We start from the raw sequence: 15,702 nt of genomic DNA on the forward strand, positions 1-15,702 counted from the left end.
AAACCTCACTTTTTGTGAGGTTTTTTTATTTTTAAAAAACTAACTTCGTTAACTCCGAATATAAATCATTAAAATCGGGCCTTAAAGATAATACCAATGATTATTGAGCGGAAAACTTTCAAATACGATGATAAAATAATCATCGAAAAAATAAAAATGGCTACTCCTTTCAAATATGAAGCTATTTTTGAAAACAATGGTTGCTTTATATATTTTAAAGATAGAGCACCAAGACTAATGTCTGCAGAACAAAATGTTCAGGTAAATAGTCAAGAAGCTGTTCTATTAAAATGTGGAAATCATTTTATGGAAATTCTAAAGCAGACAGATGAAGAAGAAGTTGAAGCTATGATAATTCATCTATATCCAGAGTTATTAAAAAAACTCTATGCAAATGAATTACCAAAAACTATACAAATTAACGAATGCAAAACTCATAGTGAAGTTATTGTTTCTAAAGAAGTTATCTCAAAGTTTATAGAATCTTTGGAATTTTATTTTGTAAACCCAACTTTAATAAACAATGATTTATTAGAATTAAAAATTAAAGAATTAATCCTATTACTAATACAATCTAAAAACGTTTGTTCTATACAAGAATTAATTTCAGATTTATATTCAACACAAAGTGTTCAGTTAAAAAATGTAATAGAATTACATCGTTATTCAAACTTAAATCAAGAAGAATTAGCAAAGCTATGCAATTTAAGTGTTTCGTCGTTTAAGAGAGAATTTAAAAAAGTCTTTAATGACACCCCTAACAGTTATATGACAGATTTAAAACTTAAAAGAGCAAAAGAGTTACTTTCTATAACAGAAATGCCTATTAATGAAATTGCTTATGGCGTTGGCTTTAACGACCCTTTATACTTTACTAGAACTTTTAAAAAGAAGATAGGAAGTTCTCCTTCAGAATATCGCTCAGCAAATTAAGTTGAACTTATAATCCATATCAAAGAACTTTTACTCCATTTCAATCTTACTATTCTACGATACTTTTGTACCATAATCATTTTAAAAATGAAATAATGGGAAAAACATTGGTAATAGTAACGCATCCAAAACTTGGTACATCTAAAATAAATAAGCGATGGATTGAAGAGCTAAATAAATACCCAGAAAGTATTGTTATTCACGATATTCACAAAAAATATCCAGATTTAGAGATAAACGTTAAAAGAGAACAAGAGTTATTAGAATCTGTAGATAAGATTGTACTTCAATTTCCTTTTTATTGGTTTAACTGCCCACCTTTTCTTAAAAAATGGATAGACGAGGTTTTATCTCACGGTTGGGCTTATGGTAAAAATAGCGGCTATAAACTTGCTGGAAAAAAATTTGCTTTAGCCATAACTGCAGGTATTAAAGAAGAGGACTACAAAGCTTCTGGTAGATATGATTTTACATTAGAAGAACTAACAAGACCCTTTGAAGTTACTTTTAAATATGTGAAAGCAAATTACAAACCATTGTATGCTTTTTATGGAGAAGAGCACAGTCCTACCCAAATAGAGATAGAAAACAACGCAAAAAACTACATCAATTTTATAGAAAATTTAAACATATCATAAAATGAAAAGAACATCCTTACTAATAATCGCAACTTTTCTTTTTGCTTCTTTTATTCAAGCACAAGAAGACACATTATATCATAATTCTAAAATTAAAAACAAAATGAATATTCAAGACGAAAAACAAAGTTTCAAAGAAATTAAAGAAGTTACAAAAGCATTAGAGCCGTATATTAAAAGTGCAAAGACTGGTGATGGAAAACTAAGTAGATCTGCATTTTTTGAACACGCTCATATCGTGGGATCTATTGGAGGAACTCATTATAACATGACAGCAGACGAATTTGGTGGAGCAGTTAGTGAAGGTGGTCCTTCAGAAAACATTCAACATCATATTGCATGGATAGATATTTCTGGTCCAGCAGCAGCAGCAAAAGTTGAATTTATAGATTGGAGTGGATTACGCTTTACAGATTTCTTTGTACTATACAAGAAAGATGGTGAATGGAAAATTAGTGGAAAAGTTTACGATTCACATTCAAATAATTGAATTATAAACTAACGATTCAAAATAAAGAACTGAGCTAAAAAACAACTCTTTTCTTCATTAATTTTGTACAATAGTATTCTAGGCTTAATTTTATAATTAAGCTTTTTTTTGTTCATTATTTTTTGATTTCATTTACTATTTAACCACAAATACCGTAGCAAAAATTGGATCATTTTAACTTTAATATTTTTCAAAAAACAAAATAATAGCATCTACGCAATTAAACTACCTTTGCAAAAAAAACATCAATGCAGTTTTCAGAATTAATACATAACAAATCTATTTTAAAAGCTATAAAGGAAGAACGTTTTCAGAGACCAACTTCGGTTCAAGAAAAAGCAATTCCTGTTATTTTAGAAAAGAAAAATGTTATTGTGTCTGCACAAACGGGTACAGGAAAAACTGCTGCTTTTGCTTTGCCAATTATTCAGCTTTTAATCGACAAACAAGATGCTGAAAAAAATGAGAAAAGGATTAAAGCATTGGTTATTACTCCAACGCGTGAGTTAGCAATACAAATAGAAGAAAACTTTAAAAATTTCACCAAATACACCAATTTAAGAACAACGGCAGTTTATGGTGGTGTTTCTTTAGAGCCTCAAAAAGATGTTTTAAAAAAAGGAATCGATTTTTTAATTGCAACACCTGGTAGATTAATCGACTTACAAAAGCAAGGTGCTATTGAGCTTTCTCATCTAGAAATATTTGTACTCGATGAAGCTGATTTAATGTTAGATATGGGCTTTATTAATGATGTAAAGAAAATAGAAAAACTCTGCCCTTCTAAAAAACAGACACTTTTGTTTTCTGCTACCATGCCAGAAAAAATAGTTGAACTTGCCAACAGTACGCTTAAAAATCCTGTGAAAATTGAAATTCATCCAGAAGAAACTACTGGGAAAAATATTGGTCAATTAGTATACAAACTACCAAAAAAGAATAAAACTGATTTATGTCTTCATTTATTACGAAATACCATAAATGGACGAATTATTATTTTTAGACGCACAAAATTTGGTGTCGATAAATTAGAGCAAACCCTTACTAAGAATAATTATAATGTGTTTAGTATTCATGGTGATAAAACGCAAATTGTTAGAAATAAAGCCATAGAGAATTTCAAAAATCAGAAAAACAGTATTTTAATTGCCACCGATGTTGCCGCTCGTGGAATTGATATTACCAATGTAGATGCAATTATTAATTTTGATATTCCTAACATCCCTGAAACCTATGTGCATCGAATTGGAAGAACGGGTAGAGCTGGTAAATCTGGAATTGCCATTTCTTTTTGTAGCCCAGATGAAGATGGTTATTTACTTAAAATTGAAGCGATTATCGAAAAGTCGATAAAGCAAATCACCGATCATCCTTATCCTTTAATAAAACCAAAAAAAGTAAAAGTTCAACCAAATACTGTGAGTAAACATAAAAAAGGAAGAAAATCAGCGGCTTCTAAGAAGAAAAAGAAGCGTTGGTATTAAAAAAACTAATATTCCAATCCGATAATTTTCCTTACTGTATCTAAAGTTTTAATTAAGTTTTTCGAAAAATCGAAAGTCATAATATCACTTTCTTTTTTACCATCTCTTAAAAGCTGATTGAAATGTTCAATTTCATAACTATAACCAATTGTATTATAGCCAAAATCTAACGTTTCTTCTTTTCCATCAGTAATTATTGTTACTGTTGATGGTTCATGAAAACGTGAATTTACTTTTACAATAGCATTAGTTAAAGTAAAAATAGCTTCGGTTTTTGTTTCTTCTAGCAATGTACTTTTTAAGACAGCTTTAGCATCTTTATAATTAAAAACAATATCGCAACTTGAGTCTGCTTTATTTTCAAAAAAAGTAGCATTGGCATTTATCGAATCAGGGTTTCCTAAAGTTGATAAGGCTGCGAAAATTGGATAAATTCCAATATCTAATAAACTACCTCCACCAACTTCTTTATTAAAAAGTCTATTATTTAAATCAAAAGCTAACTTAAAACCAAAATCTGCTTCTAGTTTTTTAATACTTCCAAATTTTTCACTTTTTAATAGTTCTAAAACATAGTTGTAATGAGGTAAAAAATGTGTCCACAATGCTTCCATTAAAAGCACATCGTTTTCTTTGGCGATTGTAATCATTTCTTCAACCTCTTGCAAATTCATTGCAAAAGGTTTTTCACATAAAACAGCTTTTTTGTTTTGTAAACAAAGAAGTGTATTTCCTTTATGAAGACTATGCGGTGTAGCAATATAAATTGCATCTACTTGTGGATCTCTTACTAGTTTCTCATAAGAATCATACCCAACTTCAGGGTTAAATTTTTGAGAAAAATTATCTGCTTTTTCTTGAGTTCTAGAAGCTACTGCATATAATTCAGCATTAGTTACTTTTGCTAAGTCCGTAGCAAATTGATGTGCAATTTTCCCAAGGCCAATTATTCCCCATTTAATTGTTTTATTCGATTTCATCAACACTCTTAGGCATAAAAAGTTGAAGTATCATTGCAATCCCCATCACCAAAACACAGCCTAATAAATTCAACCATAAATAAGGCAACCAATCTATTTTAAAGACCCAAATTATTATTGCTTGTGTAATAACAGCTGCGATAAAAACAGCGTTTCCTTTCACAAATTTAATAAAGAACGCTAATAAGAAAATACCCAATACATTTCCGTAAAAAATGGAGCCAATAATATTCACCATTTCAATTAAGTTTTCAAACAAATTAGCAATACATGCCACTGAAATGGCGAGAATTCCCCAGCCTAATGTAAACCACTTAGACATTTTTACATAATGCATTTCGCTCTTTTCTTCTCTTACATTTCTTTTGTACAAATCGATTGCTGTGGTACTAGCCAATGCATTTAATTCTGAAGCCGTAGAAGACATTGCTGCAGATAATATTACTGCCAACAGCAAGCCAATTAATCCTCGAGGTAAATTGTTTAAAATAAAATGAATAAACACATAATCTTTATCGTTCGACTCTATTTTTTCAATAGAACTTTCATCAATCTTTTTTATAATTTCTTTTGCGGATGCTTTTAATGCTAAATCTCGTTCGTTTAAACTTCTAACTTGATTAATTTCTTCATTCTGAAATCCATCTAAAAAAAGAAGTTTCTTAGCATCTTCAATTTTAATATGTTCTTTTTCAAGTTGTTGATATTCCGCAACATATTCAGAATTTGCAATCGCTTCAGTCGCTTTTGGATTAAAATTTAATGGCGATGCATTGAATTGATAAAACACAAAAACCATGACTCCTACTAACAAAATAAAGAACTGCATTGGTACTTTTAAAAGGCCATTAAAAATTAAACCTAACTGACTTTCTCTTACCGATTTTCCTGACAAATAACGTTGTACCTGACTTTGGTCTGTACCAAAATAAGACAACATTAAAAATGTTCCTCCTAATAAACCTGTCCAAATTGTATATCGATTATTTAAATCAAACGAAAAATCTAAGACTTCCATTTTTCCACTTGCTCCTGCAATTTTTAAAGCTTTAGAAAACGTAATATCAGCTGGAAGCTGACTCATAATCATATAAAAGGCAATCAACATTCCAACAAAAATGATAATCATTTGTTGTTTCTGTGTAACATTCACCGCTTTTGTTCCTCCAGAAACGGTATAGATAATTACTAAAAAACCAATGATAATATTCAAGGTTAATAAATCCCAACCTAAAACAGCAGATAAAATAATAGCAGGTGCAAAAATGGTAATTCCTGCAGCTAATCCACGTTGAATTAAAAATAGAATTGCTGCTAAAGTTCGTGTCTTTAAATCGAATCTTCCTTCTAAAAACTCATACGCAGTATATACTTTTAGCTTGTGATAAATGGGTATAAAAACTACACAAATAATTACCATAGCAATCGGTAATCCGAAGTAAAATTGCACAAACCCCATTCCGCTATGGAATGCTTGTCCTGGAGTTGATAAAAATGTAATTGCACTGGCTTGTGTTGCCATAACTGACAAACCTATTGTCCACCATTTAGAATCATTTCCACCTTTTATGTAGTCTTGTACATTTGCGCTTTTTCTCGTTACATACGTTCCGTAAGCAACAATAAATGTTAACGTTATCGATAATACAATCCAATCTAATGTTTGCATGTTTTATGGATTAAAAAGTATAATAATTAGTAATGATATAGAACACGGTGATATAAATAACATTAGCCACTAAAACCAATGTGTATTCTTTTTTCCAAGGGTATTTTTGATTAATCATAATTACTCTTTATTATTAAATTTTAATTGGATGAACGTTAACACTATATAGTAACCACTTCCTTTTTTTATAAATCCAAACTTCAGCTAATGCTGCTTTAGAAGTAGAAAGATCTCCTTTAGGACCTTTATATGTTTCTGTAACAATTCTACGTGTAAAAGCAATTCTCTTTTTAATTAGGATTTCAATAACTTCTTGTTTTTTATCTGAAACTCGCCAACCTTCTTTAAACCATTTATGGACTCCTTCTACCCATTTATCTTTTTTATTAATAATAGAACTACCAACAGTCCATCTATTAAAGTCATCTGAAAGATATTTTGAATATTCAGTGGCGCCTTTACCATTTACTGAAGTAGTTTTGGATAATAAATCTATGGTCTTAATTACTTGCAACTGCTTTTTACCCCACTTTTTCTGACCAAAAGCAGCGATTGATATAAAAAAGAAAATTAATGTAATAGTTATATAGTTACTTTTCATAAGTTAGTTTTTCACTTCTTTTTTAACCTCTATTTTATCTTTACCAACAGACAACATGTTTGCAAATAATTTATACGCACCAGAAACTCCAGCAGGTAATTCTCTAAAGAAACTTAAACCCGTATAGATATAATTTCCTTTACCGTATTTTGCGACTAATAGACTTCCTTTTTTTGCCGTTTCACCTTTATCATTCATCGATAAAATTGGCGTGTATTCTTTACTCCACGTATTTGGAAAATACAATCCTCGTTCTTGTACCCAACCATTAAAATCTGATCCTGTAATTTTATTGGGAAAGTTTACAATTGAATGATTATTTGCCAACACCGTAACCTCAGATTTTTCATCAGTAACTCGGTCTCTAGATAGTTTTAAATCAAACGGTGCTTGTACATCTACTCTCCTACTCGTGTTATATTGCACCACCATATTTCCGCCGTTCTTCACATAGTCTAATAAATATTTTTGTTTGAACTTTAACTCAGAAATTGTGTTATAAGCTCTAATTCCGACAACAATTGCATCAAATTGTTGTAGATTTTTCTCGTTGATTTCTGATGGTTTTATTTCTTTTACTAAATATCCAATCTGACGTAAACTTTCTGGAACAGCATCACCAGATCCTTGAATATAACCAATAAAGTTTCCTGCTTTTTGAATATTTAATCGTACTACTTTTGCTTCTGAGTTTAATAATACTGATTGCTTTGGAATATGGCTATAAGAAATCTCTACCAACTCTTTGGTATATTTTTTCCCGTTGGATGTTGCAATAACTTTTAACTGTCCTTCGGATTGATTTTTTGGCGGACTCACCATAAAATCAACGGTTTTGGTATCACTTTTTTGCGCGATATTAAAATCTATAAATTTTGGTGATACTGTCCAACCATTTGGAATTTCTAAAACTACATTTCCGTCTGCATTTTTTGCTCCTGCTCTAATTGTAACTGATACTTTTTGCGGTGAATCATCTGAGAAAATAACAACTTTATTATTAATTTTTGTGGTGATTTCTGGCAACACTTCAAAAGGATCATACAATTCTCCTTTATCACGTTTTGCATATCTTCTTACTACATCTTTTGTGATAGAAACTGCAACATTATCTATTAATAAATTAAACGTTATTTGAGCAGAACGTGGTGTTTCTGGTTTTCCGATTAACGTTTTATCATCAACAGAGTACATACCTAATGTTCCTGCTTTTCTTAACCAATATGGATCTGAAAATTGATTGGTTTTTATAGCAATCGTTTCTTTAAAGTTTACTTTTTTATTCGGTTTTAAATCAGTTTCTTTTACAATAGTTTTGTTATCAATTGAAGAAACAATAGAATTTAACTCAATATTTGAGTTACTTCTATTTAAGGCTTCAAAATTCACATCGATAGACGAATTTGGCACTGCACTTGAACTAATTGCAGAAGCTTCTAAATACAAACCTGCACAGGCTTCAATAATATTTAAAATTTGTTTTTCTTTAATTTTTCGCCAGTGAGCGTCTTCTAATTTTTGTATTTTTTGATAGGCTTCTAATAATTTAGGTAAGTGTTTAGATGGATTTACAAAATCGAAATTTTGTTCTACTTCGTATAAAATATCACCAATTTCTCCTCCGCCTTTTATTCTGTTCCATGTTGTGTTAATTCCAGAAAAAACATCGTTTTTATCTTTTGGTTCCTCTCCTTTTAAAAACTCAACATATTCGGTTTGACTTCCTCTTCTTGATAATCTTCCAAAACCTTGACATAAATGTTGGCTACTTGCCAAAGAAGCTAACTCGTTATTAGAAACTCCTTTTAAAGGATAATAAACACCCACATCTAAACTTGTAAAGTTTTTAGAAGCTTCTTTAAATGCCGCTTCTCTACCTCTATAAAACCATAAAGATGTGTTATAAAACAACCGTTTTGGCTTCCACAAACTTGTTTGTTTTAATTGCTCTTTAAACTTAGTTTTATCGTTTGCCATATCAAAAGCTTCTACACTTAACATGGCAGAACTTGTATGATGTCCATGCGTAGTTCCTGGTGTTCTATGGTTAAATCGATTGATAATTACATCAGGTTTAAAATTTCTGATTGCCCAAACAACATCACTTAAAACTTCTTTTTTGTTCCAAATTTCTAAAGTTTCATTTGGATGTTTAGAATAGCCAAAATCGTTTGCTCTTGTAAAAAATTGTTCTCCGCCATCAACTCGCCTTGCTGCTAATAATTCTTGGGTTCTAATAACACCCAATAATTCGCGAATTTCTGGGCCAATTAAGTTTTGTCCGCCATCTCCTCTTGTTAACGATAAATAACCAGTTCTTGCTTTTACATGATTTGATAAATAAGCAATCAATCGTGTGTTCTCATCATCTGGATGTGCTGCAATGTATAATGCTGTTCCTAAAAAATTTAGTTTCTGAACTTTTTCGTAAATCTGATTTGAGGATAATTTTTGTGGCTTTTGTGCAAATATTGTTAGAGAAACTAAGACAAAAGTTAATATAGAAAAAGTAATTTTCTTCATTTAATAAAGTTTGATTCATTGTTGTCAGGTCGAGCGCAGTCGAGACCTACATAAAATCTCTCGACTGCGCTCGAGAAGACCTCTTTCTTTATTTAAAAAAGAAATGTTAAAAAACAAATATACCTTTTATCTATAGTGTTAAAAGTTAAAATAATTCTAAATTATAAATTAGATTTCCTTTTTTTAATGTACTTGCCTTTGCGTGAGGGATTGCAGCATTTGTTTGAGCTCTTTTGTTTTTACAAAAAGCGAGTGCGGAAAGCCCGACTTTGTAATTTTTTTGTGAAGTGAAACGGAATGAAAAATTTGCAAAGACACGCCCAAATGATTAACAATTAGCGAAAAACTGTTGATAACTAAATTTTAAAAATCACTTATTAAGATTATATTTGTATTTACATTTTTATATAAAATAAATTACATGAAGTTTATCGTATCTAGTTCGCAATTATTAAAACAATTACAGGTTTTAGGCGGCGTTATAAATAGCAATAATACGTTACCGATTTTAGATAATTTTTTATTCGAATTATCTGAAAATCAGTTACAAGTTTCTGCCTCAGATTTAGAAACAACCATGAGCGCAGTGGTAGCGGTAGAAAGCGATTCTAAAGGATCTATTGCCGTAAACGCACGTTTATTATTAGATACGTTAAAGACATTTCCAGATCAGCCATTGACTTTTAAAACAGAAGGCGAAAGCACGATTGAGATTAGTTCTGATCAAGGAAAATACGACATGGCATATTTTGGTGGCGATGAGTTTCCGAAAGCGGTTTCTTTACCATCACCAAGTAAAACGGTCATTCCTTCTAACGTATTGGCAACGGCTATTTCTAAAACTATTTTTGCTGCTGGAAACGATGATTTACGCCCAGTAATGAGCGGAGTTTTCTTTCAGTTTAGTAATCAGAGTTTAACATTTGTTGCTACCGATGCACATAAATTGGTAAAATATTCTAGAACAGATGTTACTGCTGATAAAACGGCTGAGTTTATTATGCCAAAGAAACCTTTAAATTTATTGAAGGGAATTTTAGGTGGTTCTGATGATGAGGTGACGATTGAATATAATGATGCCAACGCAAAATTTACGTTTGATAATGTAGTATTAGTTTGTAGATTAATAGATGGAAAATATCCTAATTATGAAGCGGTAATACCAAAAGAGAATCCTAATAAATTAACGGTAGACAGAGCTTCTTTTTTAAATTCTGTTCGTAGAGTTTCTATTTTTTCTAGTAAAACTACGCATCAGATTCGTTTAAAAATGGCGGGTACTGAATTAAATATTTCTGCGGAAGATTTAGATTTTGCCAATAAAGCTGATGAACGTTTAAGTTGCGATTATCAAGGTGATGATATGCAGATTGGTTTTAACTCTCGTTTTTTATCTGAAATGTTAAGCAATTTAAATGCAAACGATGTTTTAATTGAAATGTCTTTACCAAACCGTGCAGGTATTTTAACGCCTATTGATGGTACTGATGAAGGTGAACAAGTTACTATGTTGGTAATGCCTGTGATGTTGAATTCTTAGAAGCAGGACTTTTTTTAGAGACAAGAAACAAGACATAAGAATATAGAAAAGCCACAACTAAAAGTTGTGGCTTTTTAGTTACTTTTATAAATAATTTAAAATTTCAGCTCATGACTTTCGAAGAAACAAATAAAAACAGAAGAAGTATTAGAGATTTTAAAAATACGCAGGTTTCTAATGATATTATCAATCAAATTTTAAAAGAAGCTTTAGAAGCACCTTCTAGTTCTAACACACAACCTTTTAAAGTGGTGGTTGCAACTGGAGATACATTAACAAATATTGGTAATGAACTTACTAAAAAGTACAAAGCTTCTTTATCATTAAGAAAGAAAAATATTTTCGAAAAACTTATTATTGCTCGTAAATTTAAATTAAAACCCAATAAAATTTATCAAACTATTCAAGGTAAATATTTTGGAATTTACCAAGATAGAAGAATAAAAACAGCTATTGGCTTGTATAAAATTTTAGGAATAAAAAAAGAAGATCATAAAAAGAGAAATGAAGAAATGATAAAAAATTTCAATTTCTTTGGAGCTCCAGCTGCTATTTGGATTTTTGCAAATCCTAAAATGAAATATACAGCTTTGGTAGATACAGGTATTTTTATGCAAAATATTATGCTTTCTGCAACGAGTAAAGGATTAGGAACTTGTCCGCAAGGTGCATTAAATATTTGGAGAGAACCAGTAGACAATTATTTTGATGTTCCAAAAGGCTATGAACTTGTTTGTGGTTTGTCTTTAGGATATCCAAGTGATGCGGTTGTAAATTCTTATCGTCCAGAAAAAATTGGTTTAGAAGAACTTTTAGTTTCTGAAAGAAAATAAAGAGTTTATAGTTTTTACCCTCTTCTTCTTTTTTGTTTACTTTTACCTTCAACCTAATACCTAAAACCTAATTTGAACTTCCTCGCACATTTATACTTATCTCAAAACAACACCAATATTATGATTGGCAATTTTATTGCAGATCATATTAGAGGCAATAAGTTTGAACATTTTGATCCTGAAATTCAGCAAGGAATACTATTACATAGAGAAATAGATACATTTACAGATGCGCACAAAATTGTACGTAAGAGTAAACGTAGATTACACGAACGTTACGGACATTATGATGGTGTTATTATCGATATATTTTTTGATCACTTTCTAGCTAAGAATTGGAGTCAATATTCTGCAATTCCCTTAGATGTGTATACAAATTCTGTCTATCAACTTTTTCAAGAAAAACAGGAAGATTTACCAGAAAAGTCGCAACAGTTTATCAAATATATGGTGGAATATGATATTTTATATAACTATCAATTTTTAGATCCTATAGACCGTGTTTTAAACGGAATGAATCGCAGAACCAAAGGAAAGTCTCAAATGAATTTGGCTATCGAAGATTTAAAAGAACAGTATCAAAATTTTGAAGATGATTTTTCTGCTTTTTTCGAAGATTTGCGTATCTTTTCGGAAGAGAAATTACTGTCTTTACGAGGAAGAATGACGAAGTAAACTCTATGTTTAAAAGTGAGATTGCTTCACTTTGTTCGCAATGACAATTAATAATAAACGAGAACCTGAAATGAGTTCAGGTTAACGATATAAACAATTACTAAACAATGAAGAAAATATTCCTAATCGTTTTTACCTCCTTGCTTTTTATCAACTGCAAAACGGAACCTAAAAAAGAAAAAATCTCAGGGTTAATTACCCAAAAAGCGATGGTAGTTTCTGCCAGAGAAGAAGCTTCAAAAATTGGCTCAGCTATTTTACAAAAAGGTGGAAATGCTTTTGATGCAATGACAGCAACAGAATTAGCCTTGGCAGTTGCATATCCGTATGCTGGTAATATTGGCGGCGGCGGTTTTATGGTCTATAGAAAAGCAAACGGAGAAATTGGTGCGTTAGATTATAGAGAAAAAGCTCCTTTAGCTTCCGATGCCGATATGTATTTAGATAAAGAAGGGAATGTTATAAAAGGAAAAAGCACGTTAGGTGCTATGGCTGTTGGAATTCCTGGTACTGTTGCTGGAGTTTTTGAATCGCACAGAAAATTTGGTTCTTTACCGATGAAAGATATTTTAGAGCCTGTAATTGCACTTGCAAAACGTGGAGTGATTGTTACCAAAAAGCAGGAAGCTAGAATTAAAAAATACAGACCTTATTTTCCAAAAGCAAATAAAGACACTATTATTTTAGATCAAGATTGGAAAGAAAATGACACCATAAAGTACAATGCTTTGGCTGAAACTTTACTAAGAATTCAGCAAAATGGACGTGATGAATTTTACAAAGGTGAAACTGCACAACGATTAGTGAATTTTATGCAAGCAAATGGCGGAATAATGACCTTAGAAGATTTGGCTAAATACGAAGCTAAATGGCGAACACCAATTACTTTTAATTATGATGATTTACGAGTTATATCGATGTCTCCACCTTCTAGTGGTGGAATTTGTTTAGCACAAATTATGAACGGAATTGAATCGTATGATTTAGATAAATATGGTCATAATTCAACTAAAACCATTCAGGTTATTGCAGAAGCAGAACGCAGAGCCTATGCGGACAGAAGTTTCTTTTTAGGAGATCCTGATTTTGTAAAAATTCCGTTAGAAACTTTAATTTCTAAGGAATATACTAAAGGTAGAATGGATAATTTTTCTTTTGACAAAGCGACAAAATCTTCGGATGTTTCTCACGGAACAATTCAAATGGTAGAAAGTGATGAAACCACTCATTATTCTATTGTAGATACTTTTGGAAACGCAGTTTCTGTTACCACTACTATAAATGGTGCGTATGGTTCTAAACTATATTGTTCTGATTTAGGTTTCTTTTTAAATAACGAAATGGACGATTTTTCTAGTAAACCTGGTGTACCTAATATGTTTGGTTTAATTGGTGCTGAAGCGAATAAAATTGTACCAGAAAAAAGAATGTTAAGTTCTATGACGCCAACAATTGTAGAAAAAAATGGCAAACTATGGATGGTTGTTGGAACTCCTGGAGGTTCAACAATTATTACTTCTGTGATGCAAACTATTTTAAATGTGCATGAATTCGGTTTCGGAATGCAAGAAGCTGTAAATCAGCCTCGTTTTCATCATCAATGGTTACCAGATGTTATTATGATGGAACCAAATAAATTTGATCAAAAAACAGTTGCTGAACTAGAAAAAGTTGGATATTCTATCAACCAAAAAGACGCTCCTGTTATAGGTAAAGTTGAAGGTATTTTAGTTTTACCAAATGGGAAATTAGAAGGTGGTGCAGATCCTAGAGGTGATGATAAAGCGGTTGGTTTTTAGACTGTAGACTGTAGACAAAACAACAACTAACAACTAACAACTAACAATGATACAACCATTTCACTTAGCAATTCCAGTAAAAGATTTAGAGAAATGTAGAGCTTTTTATAGAGATATTTTACAATGTGAAGAAGGTAGAAGTTCTGATACTTGGGTCGATTTTAATTTCTTTGGACATCAATTTGTGATTCATCAAAAAGATGGTTTTCATCCAGAAAGAATTTCTAATCCTGTTGATGGACATGATGTTCCTGTTCCGCATTTCGGTGTTGTACTTACTTGGGATGATTGGCACGCTTTAGCTGATAGATTAAAAGCTGCAAATACTTCTTTTATAATTGAACCAACAATTCGTTTTAAAGGAAAAGTTGGCGAACAAGCGACTCTATTTTTTAACGATCCAGAAAATAATGCTTTAGAATTTAAGGCATTTAAAGATGAGAGTCAGATTTTTGCTACATAAGTAACAGGTTAGAGGTCTCGACTGCGCTCGACCTGACATTAAAAGAATTTAAACTCCAAATGAAAAATTACACGAGTTAATGCAACTTATAGAAACTCATTTAGTTCCAATCTTAGAAAAACCAATTCGTTTACAAGAATACGGAGTTGGTGTTTTTAAAACAACACCTACTAAATCGGGAATTAAAAAAGCAATAAAAAAAGGATTACTTCTTGTTGATAAAAAAACAACCACTTCTGCCCTATTTATCAATGGTGGGGAAACTATAGAATTATATCAAACCGAAGAAAATGACTCTTTTAAAAGGTTAGAATTAAAACTTGATGTTTTATTTGAGGATGATTTTTTAGCAATAATTTATAAACCAGCTGGAATTTTAGTGAGCGGAAATTCTTTTGTAACTATTGATAATGCGTTAAGTCAAAATTTACAAAAATCTACTCAATTTGATGCTGTTAGACCAAGGCCTGTTCATCGTTTAGATTACCCAACAAGTGGTGTTTTATTGATTGGAAAAACGAATGCTAGTATTTTAGCATTGAATAAATTATTTGAAAATAAAGAAATTCAAAAAACATATCATGCAATTTGTATCGGTAAAATGAATTCTGAAGGAAAAATCAATAATCCTATTGATAATAAAGAAGCTATTACCAATTATAAAGTTATAGAAATGGTAGTTTCTGAACGTTTTAAATTTCTAAATTTAGTAAAGTTGAATCCAAAAACGGGAAGAAAACATCAACTTAGAAAGCATTTATCGGAAAATGGAAATCAAATTTTAGGTGATAAAGAATACGGTAAAGAAGAATTACAATTAAAAGGAAAAGGCTTGTATTTACATGCTTCTAGTTTAGAGTTTGAACATCCTTTTACACATGAGAAAATATCAGTAATTAAAGAATTACCAAAGAAGTTTAGGAAGATATTTCCAGCGTTTTAAATTTATTGTCATTCCTTTAAAGATAAAAATCTCTTAATCTTATTTTATTTTTTTGTCATTGCGAGGAAGTATGACGAAACAATCTCTCAAACAGATTCCTTCACTTGTTCGGAATGACAAACAAAGTATTC

Annotated in this window: 14 protein-coding genes; 10 read left to right on the forward strand and 4 right to left on the reverse strand. The window is 31.0% G+C overall.

Annotation, left to right across the window (positions count from 1 at the left end; genetic code table 11):
* The first annotated feature begins 156 nt into the window (after positions 1–156).
* From OD91_RS04015 to OD91_RS04030, 4 genes are all read left to right on the forward strand, one after another.
* Entirely contained in the window at positions 157–933 is a 777-nt protein-coding gene (locus OD91_RS04015; RefSeq protein ID WP_255513168.1) for an AraC family transcriptional regulator, read from the forward strand.
* Positions 934–1,028: 95 nt separating this feature from the next.
* Positions 1,029–1,571, forward strand: coding sequence for an NAD(P)H-dependent oxidoreductase (locus tag OD91_RS04020; protein WP_144895108.1), 543 nt, complete (start codon positions 1,029–1,031; stop codon positions 1,569–1,571).
* A gap of 1 nt (position 1,572) precedes the next feature.
* A complete protein-coding gene (locus tag OD91_RS04025; protein WP_144895109.1) occupies positions 1,573–2,061 on the forward strand; it encodes a nuclear transport factor 2 family protein in 489 nt (162 codons plus the stop codon).
* A gap of 248 nt (positions 2,062–2,309) precedes the next feature.
* Complete coding sequence (locus tag OD91_RS04030) at positions 2,310–3,545, forward strand: DEAD/DEAH box helicase (RefSeq protein ID WP_144895110.1); 1,236 nt, start codon at positions 2,310–2,312, stop codon at positions 3,543–3,545.
* Positions 3,546–3,550: 5 nt separating this feature from the next.
* Here the strand turns inward: OD91_RS04030 and OD91_RS04035 are convergent, their stop codons facing one another.
* From OD91_RS04035 to OD91_RS04050, 4 genes are all read right to left on the reverse strand, one after another.
* Positions 3,551–4,525, reverse strand: coding sequence for a Gfo/Idh/MocA family protein (locus OD91_RS04035; RefSeq protein ID WP_144895111.1), 975 nt, complete (start codon positions 4,523–4,525; stop codon positions 3,551–3,553).
* Complete coding sequence (locus tag OD91_RS04040) at positions 4,512–6,194, reverse strand: sodium:solute symporter (RefSeq protein WP_144895112.1); 1,683 nt, start codon at positions 6,192–6,194, stop codon at positions 4,512–4,514. The genes OD91_RS04035 and OD91_RS04040 overlap by 14 nt, the downstream gene beginning before the upstream one ends.
* 133 nt (positions 6,195–6,327) lie before the next feature.
* Positions 6,328–6,795, reverse strand: a complete 468-nt coding sequence (locus tag OD91_RS04045; protein ID WP_144895113.1) for a hypothetical protein — start codon at positions 6,793–6,795, stop codon at positions 6,328–6,330.
* A gap of 3 nt (positions 6,796–6,798) precedes the next feature.
* Complete coding sequence (locus tag OD91_RS04050) at positions 6,799–9,318, reverse strand: PIG-L family deacetylase (protein ID WP_144895114.1); 2,520 nt, start codon at positions 9,316–9,318, stop codon at positions 6,799–6,801.
* A 421-nt stretch (positions 9,319–9,739) separates the two neighbouring features.
* Between OD91_RS04050 and dnaN the strand changes: the two genes are divergently transcribed.
* The 6 genes from dnaN to OD91_RS04080 all read left to right on the forward strand — a co-directional run bounded on the left by dnaN (position 9,740) and on the right by OD91_RS04080 (position 15,571).
* Positions 9,740–10,858 (forward strand): DNA polymerase III subunit beta, encoded by a 1,119-nt coding sequence (dnaN, locus tag OD91_RS04055; RefSeq protein WP_144895115.1) that lies wholly within the window; start codon positions 9,740–9,742, stop codon positions 10,856–10,858.
* A 110-nt stretch (positions 10,859–10,968) separates the two neighbouring features.
* Positions 10,969–11,691: a nitroreductase gene (locus tag OD91_RS04060; protein ID WP_144895116.1), complete on the forward strand. Its 723-nt coding sequence runs from the start codon at positions 10,969–10,971 to the stop codon at positions 11,689–11,691.
* A gap of 120 nt (positions 11,692–11,811) precedes the next feature.
* On the forward strand, positions 11,812–12,366 hold the full coding sequence (locus OD91_RS04065; protein ID WP_144895117.1) for an ACP phosphodiesterase: 555 nt from the start codon (positions 11,812–11,814) through the stop codon (positions 12,364–12,366).
* A 107-nt stretch (positions 12,367–12,473) separates the two neighbouring features.
* Positions 12,474–14,165 (forward strand): gamma-glutamyltransferase, encoded by a 1,692-nt coding sequence (gene ggt, locus OD91_RS04070; protein ID WP_144895118.1) that lies wholly within the window; start codon positions 12,474–12,476, stop codon positions 14,163–14,165.
* 46 nt (positions 14,166–14,211) lie between these two features.
* Positions 14,212–14,628 carry a VOC family protein gene (locus OD91_RS04075; RefSeq protein WP_144895119.1) on the forward strand — a complete coding sequence of 139 codons (417 nt, stop codon included), beginning with the start codon at positions 14,212–14,214 and terminating at the stop codon, positions 14,626–14,628.
* Between the two features lie 79 nt (positions 14,629–14,707).
* On the forward strand, positions 14,708–15,571 hold the full coding sequence (locus OD91_RS04080; RefSeq protein WP_144895120.1) for an RluA family pseudouridine synthase: 864 nt from the start codon (positions 14,708–14,710) through the stop codon (positions 15,569–15,571).
* Positions 15,572–15,702 lie beyond the last annotated feature (131 nt).

Source organism: Lutibacter sp. Hel_I_33_5, from assembly GCF_007827455.1.
GTDB lineage: Bacteria > Bacteroidota > Bacteroidia > Flavobacteriales > Flavobacteriaceae > Polaribacter.

Bases quoted from the DNA above. Each gene is read 5' to 3' on its own strand.
- OD91_RS04015 (WP_255513168.1), top strand. From the start codon at position 157: ATGGCTACTCCTTTCAAATATGAAGCTATTTTTGAAAACAATGGTTGC.
- OD91_RS04020 (WP_144895108.1), top strand. From the start codon at position 1,029: ATGGGAAAAACATTGGTAATAGTAACGCATCCAAAACTTGGTACATCT.
- OD91_RS04025 (WP_144895109.1), top strand. From the start codon at position 1,573: ATGAAAAGAACATCCTTACTAATAATCGCAACTTTTCTTTTTGCTTCT.
- OD91_RS04030 (WP_144895110.1), top strand. From the start codon at position 2,310: ATGCAGTTTTCAGAATTAATACATAACAAATCTATTTTAAAAGCTATA.
- OD91_RS04035 (WP_144895111.1), bottom strand. From the start codon at position 4,525: ATGAAATCGAATAAAACAATTAAATGGGGAATAATTGGCCTTGGGAAA.
- OD91_RS04040 (WP_144895112.1), bottom strand. From the start codon at position 6,194: ATGCAAACATTAGATTGGATTGTATTATCGATAACGTTAACATTTATT.
- OD91_RS04045 (WP_144895113.1), bottom strand. From the start codon at position 6,795: ATGAAAAGTAACTATATAACTATTACATTAATTTTCTTTTTTATATCA.
- OD91_RS04050 (WP_144895114.1), bottom strand. From the start codon at position 9,318: ATGAAGAAAATTACTTTTTCTATATTAACTTTTGTCTTAGTTTCTCTA.
- dnaN (WP_144895115.1), top strand. From the start codon at position 9,740: ATGAAGTTTATCGTATCTAGTTCGCAATTATTAAAACAATTACAGGTT.
- OD91_RS04060 (WP_144895116.1), top strand. From the start codon at position 10,969: ATGACTTTCGAAGAAACAAATAAAAACAGAAGAAGTATTAGAGATTTT.
- OD91_RS04065 (WP_144895117.1), top strand. From the start codon at position 11,812: ATGATTGGCAATTTTATTGCAGATCATATTAGAGGCAATAAGTTTGAA.
- ggt (WP_144895118.1), top strand. From the start codon at position 12,474: ATGAAGAAAATATTCCTAATCGTTTTTACCTCCTTGCTTTTTATCAAC.
- OD91_RS04075 (WP_144895119.1), top strand. From the start codon at position 14,212: ATGATACAACCATTTCACTTAGCAATTCCAGTAAAAGATTTAGAGAAA.
- OD91_RS04080 (WP_144895120.1), top strand. From the start codon at position 14,708: ATGCAACTTATAGAAACTCATTTAGTTCCAATCTTAGAAAAACCAATT.